21 protein-coding genes are annotated in these 20,202 nt (G+C 71.7%); 11 read left to right on the plus strand and 10 right to left on the minus strand.

Annotated elements, in window-relative coordinates; translation table 11 throughout:
* Nucleotides 1-13: 13 nt before the first annotated feature.
* Complete coding sequence (locus Q1K33_RS11005; protein WP_300403817.1) at nucleotides 14-1,396, minus strand: polysaccharide biosynthesis tyrosine autokinase; 1,383 nt, start codon at nucleotides 1,394-1,396, stop codon at nucleotides 14-16.
* A gap of 186 nt (nucleotides 1,397-1,582) precedes the next feature.
* On the opposite strand from Q1K33_RS11005, the gene Q1K33_RS11010 reads away from it, so the two are divergent.
* The 4 genes from Q1K33_RS11010 to Q1K33_RS11025 all read left to right on the plus strand — a co-directional run bounded on the left by Q1K33_RS11010 (nucleotide 1,583) and on the right by Q1K33_RS11025 (nucleotide 5,119).
* The gene (locus Q1K33_RS11010) at nucleotides 1,583-2,263 is read left to right on the plus strand and encodes a hypothetical protein (RefSeq protein ID WP_300403819.1); all 681 of its coding nucleotides are present in this window, start codon (nucleotides 1,583-1,585) and stop codon (nucleotides 2,261-2,263) included.
* A gap of 31 nt (nucleotides 2,264-2,294) precedes the next feature.
* Nucleotides 2,295-3,371: a DUF695 domain-containing protein gene (locus tag Q1K33_RS11015; RefSeq protein ID WP_300403820.1), complete on the plus strand. Its 1,077-nt coding sequence runs from the start codon at nucleotides 2,295-2,297 to the stop codon at nucleotides 3,369-3,371.
* Nucleotides 3,372-3,415: 44 nt separating this feature from the next.
* Nucleotides 3,416-4,588: an acyl-CoA dehydrogenase family protein gene (locus Q1K33_RS11020; protein WP_300403822.1), complete on the plus strand. Its 1,173-nt coding sequence runs from the start codon at nucleotides 3,416-3,418 to the stop codon at nucleotides 4,586-4,588.
* Between the two features lie 69 nt (nucleotides 4,589-4,657).
* Nucleotides 4,658-5,119 (plus strand): GtrA family protein, encoded by a 462-nt coding sequence (locus tag Q1K33_RS11025; RefSeq protein ID WP_300403824.1) that lies wholly within the window; start codon nucleotides 4,658-4,660, stop codon nucleotides 5,117-5,119.
* Here the strand turns inward: Q1K33_RS11025 and Q1K33_RS11030 are convergent.
* The 4 genes from Q1K33_RS11030 to Q1K33_RS11045 form a co-directional block, all read right to left on the minus strand.
* The gene (locus tag Q1K33_RS11030; RefSeq protein ID WP_300403826.1) at nucleotides 5,108-5,737 is read right to left on the minus strand and encodes a nucleoside triphosphate pyrophosphatase; all 630 of its coding nucleotides are present in this window, start codon (nucleotides 5,735-5,737) and stop codon (nucleotides 5,108-5,110) included. The two genes, Q1K33_RS11025 and Q1K33_RS11030, sit on opposite strands and share 12 nt — an antisense overlap.
* Before the next feature lie 23 nt (nucleotides 5,738-5,760).
* Complete coding sequence (locus Q1K33_RS11035; protein ID WP_300403828.1) at nucleotides 5,761-7,134, minus strand: DUF222 domain-containing protein; 1,374 nt, start codon at nucleotides 7,132-7,134, stop codon at nucleotides 5,761-5,763.
* A gap of 677 nt (nucleotides 7,135-7,811) precedes the next feature.
* A complete protein-coding gene (locus Q1K33_RS11040) occupies nucleotides 7,812-8,084 on the minus strand; it encodes an acyl-CoA carboxylase subunit epsilon (protein WP_300403830.1) in 273 nt (90 codons plus the stop codon).
* Between the two features lie 76 nt (nucleotides 8,085-8,160).
* Nucleotides 8,161-9,789, minus strand: coding sequence for an acyl-CoA carboxylase subunit beta (locus Q1K33_RS11045; protein ID WP_300403832.1), 1,629 nt, complete (start codon nucleotides 9,787-9,789; stop codon nucleotides 8,161-8,163).
* Between the two features lie 59 nt (nucleotides 9,790-9,848).
* On the opposite strand from Q1K33_RS11045, the gene Q1K33_RS11050 reads away from it, so the two are divergent.
* The 7 genes from Q1K33_RS11050 (at nucleotide 9,849) to Q1K33_RS11080 (ending at nucleotide 15,480) form a co-directional block, all read left to right on the plus strand.
* Nucleotides 9,849-10,664: a biotin--[acetyl-CoA-carboxylase] ligase gene (locus Q1K33_RS11050; protein ID WP_300403834.1), complete on the plus strand. Its 816-nt coding sequence runs from the start codon at nucleotides 9,849-9,851 to the stop codon at nucleotides 10,662-10,664.
* Between the two features lie 12 nt (nucleotides 10,665-10,676).
* Nucleotides 10,677-11,183 (plus strand): PH domain-containing protein, encoded by a 507-nt coding sequence (locus tag Q1K33_RS11055; protein ID WP_300403836.1) that lies wholly within the window; start codon nucleotides 10,677-10,679, stop codon nucleotides 11,181-11,183.
* Between the two features lie 7 nt (nucleotides 11,184-11,190).
* A complete protein-coding gene (locus Q1K33_RS11060; RefSeq protein WP_300403838.1) occupies nucleotides 11,191-12,153 on the plus strand; it encodes an adenylate/guanylate cyclase domain-containing protein in 963 nt (320 codons plus the stop codon).
* Between the two features lie 102 nt (nucleotides 12,154-12,255).
* Nucleotides 12,256-12,591 (plus strand): winged helix-turn-helix domain-containing protein, encoded by a 336-nt coding sequence (locus Q1K33_RS11065; protein WP_300403840.1) that lies wholly within the window; start codon nucleotides 12,256-12,258, stop codon nucleotides 12,589-12,591.
* 52 nt (nucleotides 12,592-12,643) lie between these two features.
* Nucleotides 12,644-13,813: a 5-(carboxyamino)imidazole ribonucleotide synthase gene (locus tag Q1K33_RS11070; protein WP_300403842.1), complete on the plus strand. Its 1,170-nt coding sequence runs from the start codon at nucleotides 12,644-12,646 to the stop codon at nucleotides 13,811-13,813.
* Between the two features lies 1 nt (nucleotide 13,814).
* Nucleotides 13,815-14,354, plus strand: coding sequence for a 5-(carboxyamino)imidazole ribonucleotide mutase (purE, locus tag Q1K33_RS11075; RefSeq protein ID WP_300403844.1), 540 nt, complete (start codon nucleotides 13,815-13,817; stop codon nucleotides 14,352-14,354).
* Nucleotides 14,355-14,373: 19 nt separating this feature from the next.
* Nucleotides 14,374-15,480 (plus strand): heparan-alpha-glucosaminide N-acetyltransferase domain-containing protein, encoded by a 1,107-nt coding sequence (locus tag Q1K33_RS11080; protein WP_300403846.1) that lies wholly within the window; start codon nucleotides 14,374-14,376, stop codon nucleotides 15,478-15,480.
* On the opposite strand, the gene Q1K33_RS11085 is transcribed toward Q1K33_RS11080, so the two are convergent.
* From Q1K33_RS11085 to arfB, 5 genes are all read right to left on the minus strand, one after another.
* Entirely contained in the window at nucleotides 15,449-16,189 is a 741-nt protein-coding gene (locus tag Q1K33_RS11085; protein ID WP_363319690.1) for a response regulator transcription factor, read from the minus strand. The genes Q1K33_RS11080 and Q1K33_RS11085 overlap by 32 nt on opposite strands.
* Nucleotides 16,186-17,529: a histidine kinase gene (locus Q1K33_RS11090; protein ID WP_300403848.1), complete on the minus strand. Its 1,344-nt coding sequence runs from the start codon at nucleotides 17,527-17,529 to the stop codon at nucleotides 16,186-16,188. The genes Q1K33_RS11085 and Q1K33_RS11090 overlap by 4 nt, the downstream gene beginning before the upstream one ends.
* Before the next feature lie 13 nt (nucleotides 17,530-17,542).
* Nucleotides 17,543-18,511 carry a D-alanine--D-alanine ligase gene (locus tag Q1K33_RS11095; protein ID WP_300403850.1) on the minus strand — a complete coding sequence of 323 codons (969 nt, stop codon included), beginning with the start codon at nucleotides 18,509-18,511 and terminating at the stop codon, nucleotides 17,543-17,545.
* Nucleotides 18,508-19,671, minus strand: coding sequence for an alanine racemase (gene alr / locus Q1K33_RS11100; RefSeq protein WP_300403852.1), 1,164 nt, complete (start codon nucleotides 19,669-19,671; stop codon nucleotides 18,508-18,510). Before alr ends, Q1K33_RS11095 begins: the two co-directional genes overlap by 4 nt.
* Before the next feature lie 79 nt (nucleotides 19,672-19,750).
* Nucleotides 19,751-20,179, minus strand: a complete 429-nt coding sequence (gene arfB / locus Q1K33_RS11105) for an alternative ribosome rescue aminoacyl-tRNA hydrolase ArfB (protein ID WP_300403854.1) — start codon at nucleotides 20,177-20,179, stop codon at nucleotides 19,751-19,753.
* Nucleotides 20,180-20,202: the final 23 nt, after the last annotated feature.

Below are 20,202 nucleotides of genomic sequence, written 5' to 3' on the forward strand. Positions count from 1 at the left end.
GGTCATGTCGGTCTCAGCCCTGCGCAGAGGAACGACGAGCGCGCTTCCTGTCGGTCCTGGCGGGACGGGTGGAGGTGTACTGGTAGTAGCTGCCCGAGGCGCCGGAGACGCGGTTGAGGACCACCCCGGCCACGTTCGCGTCGACGGCACGAAGTCCGTAGAGCGCCTTGAGCAGCTCGGGCTTCTTGGTGCGCCGGGCCTGGGTGACGAGGATGACGGCGTCGGCGGCCACGGCGGCTACGGCGGCGTCGGTCACGGCCAGGAGCGGCGGGGTGTCGATGACGACGTTGTCGTAGGTCTCGCGGAGCTGCTGCACGATCTGGCGGAAGGCCTGTGAACCCAGGAGCTCACTCGGGTTGGGTGGGATGGACCCACTCGTGATGACGTCGAAGTCGCCGAAGCGTTGCGTCACCTCGGCAGCCTCGGCGCGCCCTGCCACGACAGTGGTGACTCCCACATCCGGAACCAGGCCCAGCAGCTTGCTCAGGGTCGGCCGCCGGAGGTCCGCCTCGACGAGGATGGTGCGGCGACCGCTCTGCGCCAGCGAGGCCGCCAGGTTGGCCGCGGTGATGGACTTGCCGTCTCCCGCCAGCGCGCTGGTGACCAGCAGGGTGCGCGGGGGGTTGTCCGGGTCGAGGTAGCTGATGTTGGTCCGCAGCTTTCGATAGGACTCCGACCACACGGGTGCTGCCGTTGCCGGCGTCAGGACCGGAGTCTGGCCCACGTCCGGGTTGATCGGCACTGCGGCGAGCGTCGGTAGGCCCGTCGCCGACTCGATGTCGTTCTCGTCCTTGATGGTGGTGTCCAACGCCTCGCGCACCGCGGCCGCGGCGAGCCCCAGGCCGAGACCGGCGAACAGGCCCACCGCGATGTTGAGCGCGGGGATGGGGGTGCGCGGCGAGCCCGGGGCGGTGGCGGGCCGGGTGATGGACACCCGCACCGGGGACGGGTCGCTCGATCGAATCCGGTCGAGGTCCTCGACGACGGTGATGAAGTTCGCCGCCACGGCGTTGGCGATCTCGGAGGCTCGCGCGGAGGACGAGTCGTCGGCACGGACCTCGATCAGGACCGTGTTGGGCGGGACCTCTGCCGAGACCCGCCCGGCGAGCTCCTCCGTGGTGACGTCCAGGCCGAGCTCGGCGATGACAGGATCGAGGACGAGCGGACTGTTGACCAGGTCCGGGTAGGACTTGACGCGGTTGGCGGTGAAGAGGCTGCCCTGCGACAACGATGCTGCATTGTCGTCCGAGGAGGCGAAGGCGACGAAGAGCTGTGCCTGGGCCCGATAGGACGGCTGCACCTGGTTGGTCAGCACCGCGGCTGCCGCGATCCCGAGGATCACGAACGCCGTCACCACCCGCCAGCGTCGCGACAGGAGGGTGAGGAACTCAAGCATGCGGTGGCCTCTCGGTGCTGCGGGGGGTGTCACCTAGACGGTGGGGAGTGCGCCGGTCGCGTGACGGCCGTCGCAGGGGATCACTGTAGTGCCGGGAGGGTAGTGGCTCGGGTACCCGCCGCGCTTCGTGGGCGTCGCCGCGCAGGCGTGCCCGGACGGTCTTCACCCAGGGTCTATGGTCGAGACGTGTCCGAGTACCAGCAGGAGCGCAAGGGGTTCTGGTACGAACCCGACGGCACTGGCACCTCCGAGGCGATCGCCCTCGAGACGTGGGCCAAGGCGACGCACACGATCCTCGAGGAGACCGCGGCGACGTACCACGCCACGATCACCGAAGGCGCCCTGGCGCACCGGCTGATGACCGAGACCGGCATCGCGACCGCGCGGCCCCACCCCAAGTGGCTTCCCAAGCTGATCCTGCCGCTGGCGGCCCTGCACCACCGCGACGACTACCCGGCGCTGACCGCGCTGGTGGTCGACGGGCGCGGATGGGTCGGCGAGCGCTACGACGACGTACGGCGTGCCGCCGAGCAGCTGCCGATCACCGACCCGGCCGAGCGCGAGCGACATGCCGCTCGTGCTCGCCTCGAGTGCTACCAGTGGGCGGGCTCGGCGCCGGAGGACGGCGGCTTCCCCGCGAGCGTCGAGATGACCCGCCCCCGGGCTGCTCGGGCGCCCCGGGAGCCGCGCGAACCACGCGCCTCTCGAGCGTCCCGCGCCGACGGGTCGGCGACGCCACGGGGTGCTGGAGCACCACGCGAGGCGGCCGCGCCGCGTCGTACGGCCGCCTCCGACAAGCCGGTCAACGTCTGCCCCCGCTGCTTCATGGCCATCCCGGCCACCGGTCTGTGCGACAACTGCGACTGACCAACCGCCCCAGACCGTTTCGAAACGGAGCATGCCCGTGTCGCTCTTCCGTCATCGCTCCACCTCTTCCGACGACCCGGTGGCCGGGGTCGAGGCCTTCTGGCGCTGGTGGGTCGACGAGGGTTCTGCAGCGTGCGCCGGCGCGATCGCGCAGCAGACGCCCGATGCCATCGTGGACGTGCTGACCGAGCGGGTCGGCGCGGTGGCCGAGGGGCTCGCCTGGGAGCTGGCGCCAGGCTCCGAGGCGACGTACCTGCTGGTCGTCACCGCCGAGGGCAACCCGGACCTTCGGGCCGCCGCCCGCAGGTGGCTGCTGGCCGGACGCCAGGTGCGCGTGACCGATGACGGGGGTGGGTTGCTGTGGGAGTACGCCGACACCCGTCGCCCCGGTGACCTCGACGGGGTGCTGCGCCTCGGCACGGCCTCCGACGACCTCGAGATCCACCTCGAGGAGGTCTCGGTGCTGATCCACCCCGGCGCGCACAGCCTCGACGTCGTCGTGCAGCACCCGCTCCTGGGGCAGCTGCCGGAGAAGGAGGGTCGGCAGGTCGCCTTCCTCGCCCTGGACGAGGCCGTGGGGGAGGAGGGTGTGGAGACCTGGCTGGGCTCGGTGGAGATCGCCGCGACCCGCGATCCGGCTGCGGTCCCGCTGGGTGAGCTGCCGCGACGGGTGGCCGAGCTCGCCGCTGCCAACGTGGACGCGGACGGGAACCCCACGTGGGCGTTGTTGCGGGGAGAGGGCCCGCGCGGGCCGGTGGTCGTGGCGACCGTCGTACCGCTGCGGGTGACCCTGGCGCCGCACCTCGACCAGCACCTGGCCGTCACGGCACCGTTCAGCGACCAGACCGCCGAGGGCATGCCGACCGAGTCGTCGTTGCTGGCTCTGCGCGAGCTCGAGGGTCACGTCACCGATCGGATCGGTGGCGCGGGACGGCTCGTCGCGCACGAGACCTCGGCCGGCAGGCGCACCTTGCACTACTACGTATCGGGCACCAGCCCCGCGGGTGCCGTGGCGGAGGCCGCGGTCACGGGCTGGCCCGACGGTCGGGTCGCCGTGGAGGTGCAGCCGGACCCCGGCTGGGAAGCGGTGGCTGCCTTCCGGACGTGAATTCAGGACTGGTTAACGAACGCTAACCGGCCTAGCATGTCGCCATGACTTTCGAGCTGTCCCGTGAGCACGAGGAGTTCCGCCGTAGCGTCCGCGAGTTCGCGGAGGCCGAGATCGCGCCGTACGCCGCGCAGTGGAACCGCGACCACCACTTCCCGGTCGACGTCGTGCAGCAGATGGGCAAGCTGGGGCTCTTCGGCCTCACCGCTCCCGAGGAGTACGGCGGGGCCGGCGACGAGGGTGACTTCACGAGTCTCTGCGTAGCGATCGAGGAGCTCGGACGCGTCGACCAGTCCATGGGCATCACGCTGCAGGCCGGTGTCGGCCTGGGCATCAACCCGCTGGTCAACTTCGGGACCAAGGAGCAGCAGGAGACCTGGCTGCCCGCCCTCGTGGCCGGCGAGAAGCTGGCCGGCTTCGGGCTCACCGAGCCGGGCGCGGGCTCGGACGCCGGAGCGACGCGGACGAAGGCCGAGCTGGTCGGTGACGAGTGGGTGGTCAACGGGTCCAAGCAGTTCATCACCAACTCCGGCTCCGACATCACCAGCCTCGTCACGGTCACGGCCCGCACCGGCACGCGCGAGGACGGGCGCCCGGAGATCAGCGCCATCATGCTGCCCAGCGGCACTCCCGGCTTCGTGGCGGAGAAGGCCTACGACAAGCTCGGCTGGCACGCCTCGGACACGCACCCGCTGAGCTTCGAGGACGTCCACGTCCCGGCCGACCACCTGCTCGGCGAGCAGGGGCGTGGCTACGCGCAGTTCCTGGCGACGCTCGACGACGGCCGAGTCGCCATCTCGGCGCTGAGCGTCGGCTGCATCCAGGCGTGCCTGGAGATGTCGGTGGCCTACGCCGGCGAGCGGCAGACCTTCGGCGGCCCGATCGGGCGCAAGCAGGGCGTCGCCTTCCAGATCGCCGACCTCCAGGTGATGCTCGAGGCGAGCCGGATGCTCACCTACAAGGCGGCCGCGCTCAAGGACGCCGGCGCGCCCTACCAGGCCTTCAAGCAGGCCGCCTCGATCGCCAAGGTCTACTCGACCGAGTCGGCGGTCAGCGCGACGCGGATCGCGACCCAGGTCTTCGGCGGCTACGGCTTCATGGAGGAGTACCCCGTCGCCCGGTTCTACCGCGACGCGAAGGTGCTCGAGGTCGGGGAGGGCACCTCCGAGGTGCAGCGGATGCTCATCGCTCGTGGCCTCGGGCTCCCGGTCGAGTAGGGGGACCAGGCCGCCGTCTCAGGGGGCTTCTCCCACGTCCGGCCGGGCCTCACCCCTAGGGTTGGCCTCGTGAGCGACCGCTGGCGAAGCCTCCTGGGTGAGGTGTGGCGCTTCTTCGCCGTCGCCCAGGCCGCCACGTGGGTCTCGTTCCTGCTGTTCAACATCGCGCTGCACGGGTGGCTCATCGGCGACCCGCTCTTCCCGAACCAGGCGATCCCGGTCTACGTCGTCGCCAACTCGATCGGGATGATCATCAGCTACCACGGTGCCCGGGGGTGGGTGTTCCCCGACCGTCCGCCGCAGCAGGCCGACGGCGGCTGGACGGCGTACGTCGTGATCAACCTGGCCGCGATGGCGCTACCCGTCGGGTGCCTGGCGATCAGCAGGCATGTGTTCGGTCTCGACGATGCCCTCTCGGACAACCTGTCGGCCAACGGCGTCGGGCTCGTGCTGGCCTTCGGTGCGCGGTTCTACCTGTTCCGCCGCTTCGTCTTCCGGCGGCCCCAGGAGCCGGTCTCCTCAGCTGTCTGAACTGCTCGATCCGCCGCCGGTCGGGCTCCAGAGGTCGACCCAGCGGTGGCCGAGGTCGGCGACCATGGTGCGGACCAGCGGCAGGCTGACGCCGACGACGTTGTGGAAGTCGCCCTCGATCCCGGTGACGAACGCCCCTCCGAGGCCATCGACGGTGAACGCGCCTGCGACGTGCAGCGGCTCGCCCGTGGCGACGTACGCCGCGATCTCGTCGTCGGAGACGTCGGCGAAGTGGACGGTGGTCGACGCCGTGGCCGAGACGTGTCGACCGGTAGTGGTGTCGTGGAGGCTGTGCCCGCTCCGCAGCACCCCGCTGCGCCCGCGCATCGCCTGCCAGCGCTTGGTCGCGGTCTCGGCGTCACCAGGTTTGCCGAGCGCCTCGCCGTCGAGCTCGAGGACGGAGTCGCAGCCGAGGACCAGGGCGCCGCGTGGCAGGTCGTCGCGGGCAGCCACCGCCGAGCCCTTGAGCTCGGCGAGGCCGCGGGCCAGGTCGACGGGCGTCAGGCCGGTGAGCTGGGCCTCGTCGACTCCGGAGACGATCACGGTCGGCTCGATGCCGGCGCTGCGCAGGGTCGCGAGGCGGGCGGGGGAGGCGGAGGCGAGGACGAGGTGGGTCACGGCACCAGTGTGACGGCAGGTCCTCAGGCAGCTGCGACGTAGTGGATGTCGAAGGCTGGTCGGTAGTAGGCGACCGCGGGTCTGGTCGCGGGTCTGGTGGCCGGTGTAGGTGGTCGTGCCGGCGTGGGTGGTGTGGGTGCTCGGGAGCGGTGGTGGTGGCCGGTGGGGGTGGTGGTCTCGACGGTGTGTCGACCTGAGTCGTCGTGGACGGTGGTCTGGGTCCAGCCGTCGGCCTGTTTGGCGTGGTTGCAGGCCTGGCAGAGGCCTTGGGTGTTGTCGTCGGTCGTCTGCCCGTCGGCTGCGTGGGGGTCGATGTGGTCGATGTGGCGGATGGGGGCGTCGCACCAGGGGGTGCGGCAGATGCCTTGGTCGCGGATGGCGAGGAAGTCGGCGAGTCCGTCGGGGGCGAACCTCTGCCGGCTGGTCATCGCGACCAGGCGCCCGGTGGAGTCGGCGTAGAGGTTGCGGATGAAGGAGATGGTCTCGGCGCGCAGGGCGTGGGCGATGAGCTCACGGGCGATCTGGGCCGGGATCACGCACCCGGGCACGTCGGGGACGCATGCGGGCTCGTGGCCCGCACCCAGCAGCGCTTCATCGGAGATGACGATGTCGACGGTGACGCCGACATCATGGGCGTGGGTTTGGCCGGTGAGGCGTTCGACGAGGAGGTCGGCCATGATCTGGCCCTTGGTCCGCTCGTCGCCGTCGGAGACGAGCCGGTCGGCTTCTTTGGTCAGGCACGCGAACGCCTTCACACCCTGAGCCACGGGGAGGAGTCCGGTGAGGTAGACCATCGTGTCAGGGGTCGGGCGGATGTTGACCCGGCGGGCTTCCTCGGCCTTGGCGTTGCGACGGGCCACAGCCGACGGATCGGCTGCCTGGACTCGCTTGCGGATCTCTCCGGCCAACGCACCGGTCCCGAGGCCGTCGATGACGTCGGTGCCGCACACCTCTTCGTCGATGACTGCCCGGTCGTCGCGTCCCAGGCACCCGGACTCGCGGGCCACGACCTGGGCGCGGAACTCGTTGAGGCGGCCCTCACGTAGAGCCTGGTGCGTGCAGCCGAGGTCGGTGGCGAGGTCCTTGGCCAGCCCGAGCAGCATGCTCGCGCGGTGGGGTGACTCCTGGCGAGCCATGGCGACCTGGGCGGCGACGCCGCGGCCTTGCCGCTCGGGTGCGACGCCCTGGCGGGCGTCGCGGGAGCGGACCGAGGCGTCCAGGTCGACGGTCAGCTCGGCCTGCAATGCGCAGGCCGCGGACTTCAGCTTCTCGAGCTCGGAGAGTAGGTCAACCCTGGCTGCGTCGGTCATGACCTCGTCACCCGCTGGTCGCACGGCTGCGAGGGCGTCGTCGCGGAAGCGACGGACGTCCTGAGCGTCGAGCAGACCAACTGACATGATCACACTATATCGAACATATGTTCGAAAGGCAAGATGGTCATGGGTTGAAGCTGCCTGTGCAGCCAATTCGCGTCGGTATGACGCGGCTGGCCGCGGGCGTCAGCAGCCCGGCGCTGGCCTCGAACATCGCGCAGAGCGTGCCACGGCGAGATCAGGTCGGGGCCTACGGCAGGGTCGTGTGCCTGAGACCGGTCCATGCGCCGGGCTGGGGCACACGACCCGATGCCGTGGCGAGGAGGTGCGTGTCCACGTATCCGATGCCTGCTGCTTGTGCGGGGACCGATTGCGAGACCTTGACCGGCGACGGCCCACGCAAGACCACGACCGAGGGGCCCGCCCGCCAGGGTGCGTCTCGATGGGCCGCTTGACGCGCGTACTCCTGCGCGCATTCACCCCGTCGCCCCACTGACGTGGCAGCTGGCCGAGCATCAGGGCAGCCAACATGGCCTACGGGCCAGATTCCGAGGACCTCTCCGCACGACGCCTCGCGAGCATGACCCGCACAGTTCGCGCGGTGAGCCACACTGCGCCGACGACCCCCATCGTGAGCCCGAGGGGGCGGGCCCACGGTCGGGCCCAGTCGAGCACGCTGAGGATCACGAGGGGCGCTCCTGCCCAGAGCAGGACGTCCGGGGCCCAGCGGCGCCACCACTCGCGACTCATGACCCGATCGCTCAACGCGGCAGCGCGCTCGCGCGCCAACCTCCGGGGCCAGCGGCGACGGGAGGCCGCGCCATCCGGTGCGGGGCGTTCCACTCGGGACGCCGCTTCGGCGCCGGAGCGTCACCGCCACCCAGCGCGGAGAAGACCGCCACGATCGCGGCGACCTCCTCCGGCGTGGTCGAGGGGGTGACGATCTTCAGCAGGGGGGCTGCCGGCGCGGGCGTTGCGCCGTCGGCCGGGGTCTCGTCGGCCGGGGTCTCTTCGCCTTGAGTCCTGTCGGTCACCGTGGGCACCTCGTCTCGCCGGTCGAACATGGAGCGCCGGCGGATGTCCCCTGTGAGGGGGCGCTCCGCTGCCCCCTCACAGGGGGATGTTCCCGTGCTTCTTGGGCGGGAGCGTCGCGCGCTTGGTGCGCAGCAGGCGCAGCGCCCGGACGACCTCGACGCGGGTCTCGTGAGGGGAGATGACCGCGTCGATGTAGCCGCGCTCGGCCGCGATGTAGGGGTTGGCCAGCGTGGTCTCGTACTCGTCGACCAGCTCGGCGCGACGGGCCTCGACGTCACCACCCTCGGCCTCGACCTGGGCCAGGGTCTTGCGGTGCACGATGTTGGCCGCACCCTGGGCGCCCATGACGGCGATCTGGGCCGTGGGCCAGGCGACGTTGATGTCGGCACCGAGGTGCTTGGAGCCCATCACGTCGTACGCGCCGCCGTAGGCCTTGCGGGTGATCACGGTGACGAGCGGGACGGTGGCCTCGGAGTAGGCGTAGATCAGCTTGGCGCCGCGCCGGATGATGCCGTTCCACTCCTGGTCGGTGCCGGGCAGGAAGCCGGGGACGTCGACGAACGTGAGGACCGGGATGTTGAACGCGTCGCAGGTGCGCACGAACCGTGCGGCCTTCTCGGAGGCGTCGATGTCGAGGGTGCCCGCGAACTGCATCGGCTGGTTGGCCACGACTCCGACGGGACGACCCTCGACGCGGCCGTAGCCGATGATCAGGTTGGGAGCGAAGAGCTCCATCACCTCGACGAACTCCTCGTCGTCGACGACGGCGCTGATCACGTCGTGCATGTCGTACGGCTGGTTCGGCGAGTCCGGGATGATCGTGTCGAGTGAGCGGTCCAGGTCGGAGAAGTCCAGGTCCGCCTCGTCGTCGTAGACGACCGGCTCGTCGAGGTTGTTCTGCGGCAGGAACGAGAGCAGCGCCTTGACGTACTCGATCGCGTCCTCCTCGTCGGAGGCCATGTAGTGGGCGTTGCCCGACTTGGTGTTGTGGGTGCGCGCGCCGCCGAGGTCCTCCATCGAGACGTCCTCACCGGTGACGGTCTTGATGACGTCGGGTCCGGTGATGAACATCGCCGAGGTCTGGTCGACCATGATCGTGAAGTCGGTGACGGCGGGGGAGTAGACGTGGCCGCCGGCGCAGTTGCCCATGATCATCGAGATCTGCGGGATGACGCCGGAGGCGTGCACGTTGCGGCGGAAGATCTCGCCGTACAGGCCGAGCGAGACGACGCCCTCCTGGATGCGCGCGCCGGCACCCTCGTTGATGCCGATGATCGGGCACCCGGTCTTGATCGCCAGGTCCATGACCTTGACGATCTTTTCGCCGTACACCTCGCCGAGCGAACCGCCGAAGACGGAGAAGTCCTGGGAGAACACGCACGTCTGGCGGCCGTCGATCGTGCCGTAGCCGGTGATGACGCCGTCGCCGTACGGCCGGTTCTTCTCGAGGCCGAACGCCGTGGAGCGGTGCCGCGCGAGCTCGTCGAGCTCGACGAAGGAGCCCTCGTCGAAGAGCATCTCGATCCGCTCCCGGGCCGTCTGGCGACCCTTCGCGTGCTGCTTCTCGACAGCCTTCGCCGATCCCGCGTGCACGGCCTCGTCGAGGCGGCGGTCGAGGTCGGCCAGCTTGCCGGCCGTCGTGTGGATGTCGAGATCGGCGGGTACGTCGGTCCCCTCGCCTGGGGTCGTTGCCTGGGCGCTCACGGTTCTCCTGCTCGGTGTGATGCTTGGTCTTCTCGGTCCGGTAGGACAGGCTAGTGCTCGTGACCTCGGACTCGGGCGCGCGCCCACCCCTCGACAAGGCCCGGCTCGCCGGTACCAACCCGGAGCTGCTCCCCGACCTCACCATCGAGGTCGTCGACGAACTGCCCTCGACCAACGCCGCCGCTGCCCAGCGCGCGCTGGAGGGAGGCCCCGACGGCCTGGTGGTCGTGGCCGAGCACCAGAGCGCCGGGCGGGGGCGACTGGACCGCACCTGGGAGACGCCTCCGGGCACCGCGGTGACGTTCTCGCTGCTCCTGCGTCCCACCACGCCCACCCGAGCCTGGCCCTGGCTGCCGCTGCTCACCGGCTACGCCGTCGACAAGGCGTTGACGTCGGTCGGGCTGGAAGCCGGGGTGAAGTGGCCCAACGACGTCCTCATCGGCGAGAAGAAGGTCGCCGGGATCCTCGTGGAGCGGATCGAGACGCCCGACGGACCCGCGGCCGTCGTGGGCGTCGGGATCAACGTGGGGCTCCGCAGCGACGAGCTGCCGGTGCCCCACGCCACCTCCCTGGAGATCGAGCTCGGGCGGCCTGTCGATCGCACCGACGTGCTGGTCGCGGCGCTCAACGCGATCCGGGAGGCCTTCGACGCCTGGGAGGCCGGCGGGGACCTCAACGGGATGCGCCTCGCCGACTCCTACGCGGCCGCCTGCGTGACCGTGGGACGCGACGTCCAGGTCGACCTCCCCGACGGCTCGGTCCTGGCCGGGACCGCCACCGGCATCGACCCGGCCGGTCAGTTGATCGTCGAGTCCGACGGCGTACGGCGTGCCGTCAGCGCCGGCGACGTGGTGCACGTCCGCGCCGCGGAGTGACATGATCCTCCGGTGGTGATCTCCCAGAAGCTGCTCAACCCCGGCGAGAAGATCGTCGTCAGCACCCGCACGCACCCCAAGGCGCTGATCCTGCCGATCCTGACCCTCGTGGTGCTGCTCGCCGCCGGCGTCGCCTTCTCGGTCTTCGTCGACAACGGCACCGCGCGCCTGGTCGCGTGGCTCCTGGTGCTCGTGCTCGTGCTGTGGCGCGTGCTGTGGCCCCTCCTCGACTGGATGACGTCGTCCTACACGATCACCGACCGGCGGCTCATCACCCGCAACGGGATCATCACCCGGCGCGGGCACGACATCCCGCTCGGACGGATCAGCGACGTCGCCTACGAGCTCGACCTGATCGACCGGGTGCTCGGGTGCGGGACGCTGGTGATCAGCGACGCCAGCACGCACGGACAGGTGCTGATCTACGACATCCCTCAGGTCGAGGCCACCCAGCGCAAGCTCAACGAGCTCCTCCACGGTCTGCACGGAGGAGAGACCCGCGCGCACGAGGGGCACTGATGCGTCCGTGACCGACGACGAGAGCGAGCTCACCGCGTCGCTGCTCGGCGACGTACCTCGCTTCACCGCCCAGGAGGTCGCCGAGCAGGCCGGCGTGACCCTCGAGCAGGCCCAGCGCCTGTGGCGCACCCTCGGGTTTCCGGAGGGGGACGGCAGTCGGCTCTACACCGGCGCCGACACGGAGGCCATGCAGTCGCTGATGGGTGCGGTCGACAGCGGCCTGGTCGACTACGAGCTCGCGCTCAACCTCACGCGGGCGCTGGGACAGACCATGGCTCGGCTCGCCGACTGGGAGGTCGGTGCCCTCGCCCACCGCGTGGAGGAGCTCACCGACGAGAGTCCCGAGTCGTCGCGGGCAGAGACAGCGCTGGAGATGTTCAACCAGCTGGGCGACTCGTTCGAGGACCTGATGCTCTACGTCTGGCGACGCCACCTCAACGCGGCGGTCTCGCGGATCTTCGCCCTCGGCGAGGCCGACCTCGACACCACCCGCCTGAGCATCGGCTTCGCCGACATCGTGAGCTTCACCGCGCTCAGCAACCAGATCTCTCGTGGCCGGATCGGCGACCTCGTCGAGCTCTTCGAGTCCCGGTGCGCCGACGTCGTGGCCAGCAAGCACGGCCGGGTGATCAAGAGCATCGGGGACTCGGTGCTCTTCGTGAACGACGACCCGATCCGCGCCTACGACACGGCCGAGGGCATCATCAACGTGATCGGGCGCGACTCCCGGATGCCCGACGTGCGCGTCGGCCTGGCCAGCGGTGACGTGGTGATGCGGCTCGGCGACGTCTTCGGACCTCCGGTCAACATGGCCGCCCGACTCACCGCGGTGGCGCGGCGCAACCGGATCATCATCGATGCCGCGACGGCGGCCCTGCTGCCGGCAGACCAGTTCGAGACCCGTCGCCTGCCCGCCCGTCCGGTGCGCGGGTTCGGCGTCATCGAGCCGGTCGCCGTACGACGCCACTGACCCGGTCCCGTACGGCCAGCTGGTCTAGAGCACTAGCCCCAAAGGCTGAGCCTTTTGTGCATCCGAGCCCACGGAGGGCGCGGACTTCCCTACCGTGGATCGATGCTCGAGGCACAGGACGTCCGCGTGGACCCTCGGCAGCGCCGGGCGTGGCGTGGCGATGTCGAGCTGTCGCTGTCCCGCAAGGAGTTCGACCTGCTGCATGCCCTGATCGTGCGAGCAGGGGAGCTGGTCTCGCGCGACGAGCTGATGCGCGAGGTCTGGCACACGACGTTCTGGACCTCGTCCAAGACGATCGACGTCCACCTGGGGTGGGTCCGTCGCAAGCTGGGGGACGACAGTCGACGGCCCCAGCTGATCACGACCGTGCGGGGCAAGGGTCTGCGCTTCGAGGTCGTCGCACCGACGCGCCCGCCGGCGGCGTCGGCCGCCCCGTAGGGGGGGACCAGGTACCGCCACGGCGCCGGCGGCAGGCAAGTAGGGTTGCCACGTGCCTGAACTCGCTCCCGTCATCGCGGTGATCGGCGGAGGACAGCTGGCCCGGATGATGGCCGAGCCCGCCGCGGCGCTGGGGATCCCGCTGCGGCTCCTCGCCGAGGCCGAGGGAGTCTCTGCGGCTCAGGTGATCCCCGACCAGCAGGTCGGGGACCACACCGACCTCGCCGACCTGCGTCGGGTGACCGCCGGGGCAGCCGTGGTGACCTTCGACCACGAGCACGTGCCCGCCGAGCACCTGCGCGCCCTCGCTGCCGACGGGCTCGCCGTACGACCCGGGCCCGCTGCCCTCGCCCACGCCCAGGACAAGGCGGTGATGCGCGAGCGGCTGACCCGGCTCGGGCTCCCGTGCCCGCGCCACGCGGTCGTGGCGAGCGTCGAGGACGTCGTCGCGTTCGGACTCCCGTGCGTGCTCAAGACCACCCGCGGCGGGTACGACGGCAAGGGCGTCTGGTTCGTCGACGACGCGGCTGACTGCGACCCCGCGTTCGCCGCCGCAGCAGAGTCCGACGTACGCATCCTCGCCGAAGAGCGGGTCGACTTCCGGCGCGAGCTCTCCGCGCTCGTCGCGCGCTCGCCCAGCGGACAGGCGGCGGCCTACCCCGTCGTCGCGTCGACCCAGCGCGACGGCATCTGCCACGAGGTGATCGCCCCCGCGCCCGACCTCGACCCTGCGCTCGCCGTGGCTGCCCAGGAGATCGCTCTGCGCATCGCCGGCGAGCTGGACGTCACCGGCGTCCTGGCCGTCGAGCTCTTCGAGACCCGCGACGGACGGGTGCTGGTCAACGAGCTGGCGATGCGGCCGCACAACACCGGCCACTGGTCGCAGGACGGCGCGGTCACCTCGCAGTTCGAGAACCACCTGCGCGCGGTGCTCGACCTCCCGCTCGGGTCGCCTGCTGCGCGCGCGCCCTGGACCGTGATGGTCAACATCCTCGGCGGCCCCGACCAGCCGGGTGCCCCGGTCGGTCGCCTCTACGACGGCTACCCGCACGCGATGGCGCGCGACCCGCGGCTGCGCGTGCACCTGTACGGCAAGTCCCTGCGCCCCGGACGCAAGGTCGGGCACGTCAACGCCTACGGTGACGACCTCGACGACTGCCTCGAGCGCGCCCGGCACGCGGCCGCGTGGTTCCGGGGCGACCTGGGCAACGAGAGTGAGTGACATGACAGCAGGCACGGCAGGCATGAGGAGCGCGGCACGCGTCGGCATCGTGATGGGGTCGGACTCCGACTGGCCGGTGATGAAGGCGGCGGCCGAGGCCCTCGGCGAGTTCGACGTCGCCCACGAGGCCGACGTCGTCTCGGCCCACCGGATGCCCGAGGAGATGCTGGCCTACGGCCGGGAGGCCGCCGACCGGGGCCTCGAGGTGATCATCGCCGGCGCCGGCGGCGCCGCCCACCTGCCCGGCATGCTGGCCGCGGTCACGCCCCTGCCCGTCATCGGCGTCCCGGTGCCGCTGAAGTACCTCGACGGCATGGACTCGCTGCTCTCGATCGTGCAGATGCCGGCCGGCGTCCCCGTGGCCACGGTCGCCGTCGGCGGCGCACGCAACGCCGGGCTGCTCGCCGTACGCATCCTGGCGGCGGGCGATTTCGCCCTGCGGGCGCGGATGGTCGACTTCCAGGCCGAGCTCAGGACGGCCGCCCAGCAGAAGGGCGCCGTGGTGCGCGGCGACTCCGGTGCGCGCCGCCTCGGCTTCTGACCGAACCCGCCTCGTCGGGGTGGACGTCGCCCGCTGCCTCGCGCTGCTGGGCATGATCGCGACCCACGTGGTCGACCCACGAGAACCCGACGGCGCCCTCACCTCGCTCCAGTGGCTCGCCGGAGGGCGGGCATCGGCGCTCTTCGCCGTGCTCGCCGGAGTCTCGCTCGCGCTGGTCGCTGGACGCCGTACGCCGTTGCGCGGCGCGGCCCGGGGCCGACTCAGCGCAGCGATCGCCGTCCGTGCCCTGTCGGTGGCCCTCATCGGTCTCCTCCTCGGCCAGCTCGAGACCGGGATCGCGGTCATCCTCACCTACTACGGCGTGCTCTTCCTGCTCGGACTGCCCTTCCTCGGCCTGCGCGCCCGGTCGCTGCTCCTGCTCGCGGTCGGGTGGGCGATCGCCGCCCCGGTGATCTCGCACCTGGTCCGCCCCGAGCTGCCCGACCGTCGGTTCGCCAGCCCGCGCCTCGACCAGCTCGCCGACCCGGGCCGGCTCCTCGCCGAGCTGCTGCTGACCGGCTACTACCCGGCGTTCGGCTGGCTGGCCTATCTCCTGCTCGGCCTGGGGATCGGACGTCTCGACCTGAGGCGTGTCGCCGTCCAGCGACTGCTGGCCGCCGGGGGACTGGTGGTCGCCGTCGTGTCGACGTTCGCGTCCGGGGTCGCCACGCGCGCCGCCGGCTTCACCGACGCCGAGCTCCTCGACCACGCCGGTGGGAAGTTCGGCCAGACCCCCACCGACCGGTGGGACTGGCTGCTCCTGGTGGCTCCGCACAGCACGACGCCGTTCGACCTGCTGCAGACCGGAGGCAGCGCTGCCCTCGTGCTGGGGACGTGCCTGCTGGTGGTCGGGTGGCTGGCAGGAATCGCTCCCGCAGCAGAACGGGCGGCCGCGATCGTGTTCGGCGCGGGCACGATGACGATGACGCTCTACTCGTTACACGTGGTGATGCGCACCGAGCAGGTCTGGCCGGCCGAGGAGCCGGGCACCTTCGTGCTGCACGTCCTGGTCGTGCTCTGGATCGGCAGCGTGTACGTCGCGCTGCGGCGCCGCGGGCCCCTGGAGACGGCCGTCGGCCTCGTGCCGGACCTGATCAGGAAGGGCCGGCGCCGGGCCCGGGCGTGAGGGCGTGCGCGTGGGCGTAGACCACGATCTGCACCCGGTCGCGCAGCTCGAGCTTGCGCAGGATCGAACCCACGTGCGTCTTCACCGTGGACTCGGAGGCGAAGATCGTCCCGGCGATCTCGGTGTTCGACAGACCCCGCGCCACCGAGGCGAAGACCTCCCGCTCCTTGTCGGTCAGCCCGGCGTACGCCGGCGGCGTCGGCATGGGGGCGCGGAAGTGTCCCGCGAGCAGCGCGGTGAGGTCCTGGGGCGCCAGCACCGCGTTGCCGGCGTGGACGGTGCGGATCGCGTCGCGCAGCATGGCGGGGGTGGTGTCCTTGAGCAGGAAGCCACTGGCTCCGTGCTGGATCGCCGTGGCGGCCCGGTCGTCGAGGTTGAACGTCGTCAGGACGACCACCCGCACCGGTGGCCGGCCCTGGTCACGGCGCCGGGAGACCCGGTCCGGCGCACAGATCTGGCGGGTGGCCTCGACGCCGTCCATCTCGGGCATCCGGATGTCCATCAGCACCACGTCAGGGGAGAGCTCGTCGACCTGGCGCACGGCTTCGAGGCCGTCGCCGGCGGTGCCGACGACCTCCATCCCCTCCTGGGCGTCGACGATCACCCGGACCCCCTCACGGAAGAGGTCCTGGTCGTCGACCAGCATCACCCGGATCGGTGTCGTAGCGGGGGAGCGGGGGGAGCCGGGGGCGCCGGGGGAGGCGGTCACGGCGACACGGTACGCACGGGCACCCACGCGGTGGTGGTGAAGGTGGCCGGCTCGTCGGCGCCCGTGCCCTCACGACGACGTACGTCGAGCCTGCCGCCACACGCCTCGAGGCGCCGGCGCATCCCCTCGAGGCCTCGGCCCTCGTCGGTCGGTGACGATGCGGCGGAGGTGCCGAGTGCCGTCAGTGGCTGGGTCTCGTCGGTGGTCGCCTGCTCGGTGCCCCGGGTGCTCAGGCTGTTGCGGACCTCGATCCGCAGCTCCCCGGCCCACGACCCGTCGGGCCAGTGCCGCTCGACGAAGACCGGCTCGTCGCGGCTTCCGTGCCGGATGGCGTTGGTGAGCATCTCCTGCAGGACGCGGTAGGCCACGACCTCCAGGTCCGGAGGCATCGGCTGTGGTGTGCCGAGCTCGCGCGAGACGACCTCGTGCCCGCTGGCCCGGATGCCCTCCACGAGGGTGTCGAGCGGGCGCGGCGCCACGTCCGTCGGCTGCTCGCCCGAGGCCGTGGTCAGCACGTGGCGCACGTCCTGCAGGGAGGCGCGCGCCGAGGTGGCGATCGTGGCCAGGGTGGCCTTGAGCTTCTCGGTGTCACCGTCCGCGGCGTACTGCGCCGACTCGGCCTGCGCCAGGATCACCGCCAGGGAGTGACCGACCACGTCGTGGACGTCACGCGCCAGCCGGGCCTGGTCGTCGCGCAGCCGGGCGATCTCGCGGGCCTGCTCCGACTCGCGCTGAGCCTGGGCGGCGACCTCCTCGGCCGCTACCTGCCCGGCCTGCGAGGCGGTGGCGCGGTCGCTGAAGCGCAGCGCGATCCCGACGAGCCAGGGGATGCCCAGGAGGGCGGCGCCGCCGAGCGGGATCACCACGTAGGCGCTGTTGCCCAGCCGGTCCTGGACGCCGAGCAGGGTGTCGTAGAAGCTTCGAGGGCCGAGGCCGATGAGGTCGAATCGGTTGTAGACGCGGTAGGCGACCGTCGCGAGGAACGCGAGCACCCCCGCGCCCAGGATCGACAGCCCGCCGAGGGTGGCGACCAGCGAGCTGCCCCACCGCGCGGTGGTGAACGCGACGGCGGCGAACGCGACCTCGACGTAGGAGATGGACGTGCCGGTGAGGACATGCATCACCGCCATCAGCCAGACCAGGGTCAGTGCCAGCCCCGGGAGGATCCGGCTGATGGTGACGATGCCGCCCGTCGCGAGCGCCACGACGACGCCGGCCAGGACGGTATCGAGGGCGTAGTAGCCGAAGGGACCTCCGGGGTCGAGCGCCAGCAGGATGCCGAGCGTGGCCACCACGGCGCCGGCGACGATCTCGGGGCCGCCCGGCCGGGTGCTGGTCATGGTCGGCATTGGATCACGCACGGGGGCCCATCGCGTCGCGCACGAGCAGGTCGAGCAGCTCGGGGTAGGCCAGGCCCGCGGCGGCGAACATCTTCGGCACCTGCGACTGCTCGGTGAAGCCGGGCATCGTGTTGACCTCGTTGAGCACGGGGCCGTCGTCGGTGAGGAAGAAGTCGATCCGTGCCACGCCCGCGCAGCCGAGGGCGTCGTACACGGCGACCGCGGCGTCGTGCAGGGCCTTCTGCTCGGCCTCCTCGAGACTCGGCGGGATGCGGAAGTCGGCGGTGCCGCCGTACTTGTCGTCGAAGCCGAAGAGTCCGTCGACCACGATCTCGGGCATCGGGGCGACGATCCGTGACCCGTCGGGACGACCGAGCACGGCCACGTCGACCTCGCGACCGGCCACGACGTCCTCCACCAGCACGCGGTCGTCGATCGCGAGGGCACGGTCGAGGGCGTCGAGGAGGTCGTCGGCGCACTCGACGAGCGAGACGCCGTGACTGGACCCCGCGGCGACCGGCTTGACCACCACGGGGTGGGTCCATCGCTGGACGGCAGCCGTGGCGGGGGTCAGCAGGTCCCCCGGGGCGGTGGCCACGCCGACGGCCTCGGCGACCAGCTTGGTCGCCCACTTGTCCATCGCCAACGCCCCGGCACGCACGCCCGAGCCGACGTAGGGGAGGCCGGCGAGCTCGCACAGCGCGGCCAGGGTGCCGTCCTCGCCTCGGGGGCCGTGCACGACCGGGAGGACGACGTCGCAGCTGCGCAGCAGGCAGGCCGCACCGGTCAGGCCGACGGGTCGCCCGCCCGGGTCCAGCCAGGTGCCGTGCGGGTCGATGGTCAGCGGCACCACGTCGTACGACATGGGGTCCAAGGCCGCGGCGACCGAGGCGGCCGAGGCGAGGGAGACGGCGTGCTCGCAGCTGGCGCCACCACCGATGACCGCGACCCGGGTCCGACCCTGTGCGCGGGCGGCGCTCATCGGATGCCTCCGGCGGGGGTCGTACGGCGTGCCACGCGCGCGCCGATGCCGGTGACGATCTCGTGCTCGATGGTCTCCGACCAGCTCGCCCACTCGCTGACCAGCGGCTCGCCTTGGCCCCCGGGGCCGAAGACGACGGCGACCTCGCCGGGTGCTACGTCGTCGTCGCCCAGGTCGATGACGGCCTGGTCCATCGAGATGGTCCCGACGACCCGTCGACGGCGTCCTCGCAGGAGGACCTCGGCCCGCGCAGAGGCAGCCCGGGGGAGACCGTCGGCGTAGCCGAGGGGCAGCAGCGCGAGCGTGGTCGGTCGCTCGGCCACCCAGGTGTGCCCGTAGCCGACCGACGTGCCGGTCGGCACGCGCCGGGTCGCGACGACGGGGGCGGTCAGGGTGAGGGCGGGGGTCAGCGTCGTGGACCGGCTGGGGTCGATGCCCACCAGCCCGGCCCCGACCCGGCTCATCGTGTGGTGCGAGGCCGGATCTGTCAGCGTCGCTGCCGTCGCGGCCAGGTGACGCAGGGGCGGCCGCAGTCCGGCAGCGCGCGCCTGTGCCAGCCCCCAGGCGAAGACGGTGCGACCACGGGAGTTGGCGGGGTCGGCCGGGACGTCGGCGCACCCGAGGTGACCCATCATCCCCACGACGCGGAGCACGCCCTGGACCTCGAGTCGACGGGCCGCCCGACACAGGGCCGCCCAGGCATCGGGCGCGCACCCGTCACGGGCCATGCCGGTGTCGAGGTGCAGGTGCACGCGGGCACCGATGCCGGCTCGGCTGACGGCCTCCAGGTGGTCGAGGTCCGGGACCGCCAGGTCGAGGCGGCGTCCGATGGCAGCCGCGTAGTCGGCCTCGACCGGGTTGAGCCAGCTGAGCACGGGTGCGTGCAGACCGGCATCCCGCAGGGCGAGGCCCTCGCCGATCGACGTCACCCCGAGCCAGGAGGCGCCGTGCGCCAGGGCCGTCGCGGCGGCCGCCGGGGCGCCGTGGCCGAACCCGTCGGCCTTGACCACTGCCATCACCGCCCCCGGGGTCCGCGTGGCGAAGGTCCTGGTGTTCGCGGCGACGGCGGCGAGGTCGACGTGCAGCATCGGGCCGGTGGCCGGGGTCGCGGGCGGCGCCGGACGGGCGGCCCGAGCCGGGTCCGGGAGCAGGAGGGTCATGCCGATGACGCTAGGAGCGGGGCCGGGTCCGCGGCATCGTTCTCTGGTGCCGATCCCCTGGCCGCGAGGACGAGAGATCTCAGTCGTCGCGAACGCGACCGCGCAGCGACTTCGTCTGCCCGCGCTGCTTCTTTGCCTCCAGGCGCCGGCGCTGGGAGCCCCGCGTCGGCTTGGTCGCGCGGCGCGGCGGTGCCGGGGGAGCCAGGGCGGTTCGGAGCCGCTCGGCGAGCCGCTCGCGGGCGGCGACGCGGTTGCGGTGCTGGGAACGGTGCTCCGAGGCCACGACCACGACCGGTGAGCCGAGCGTGCCGACGGCGCGGGCGCGCTGGGAGTCGGTGAGGACGGCGCTGGTCGAGACGTCGTACTCGAGCTCGACGCGGCTGTCGCTGGTGTTGACCGACTGCCCGCCTGGCCCGCTCGAGCGGGAGAAGCGCTCGACCAGCTCGGCCGAGGGGATCACCAGTCCGCCAGGGAGGCCGGGACCCGGCGCGACAGGGAGGTCCCCCACGCCACCCACGCGACCGGGCGTGC

This window comes from Nocardioides sp., assembly GCF_029937575.1.
In the GTDB taxonomy this organism is placed as follows: Bacteria; Actinomycetota; Actinomycetes; order Propionibacteriales; family Nocardioidaceae; genus Nocardioides.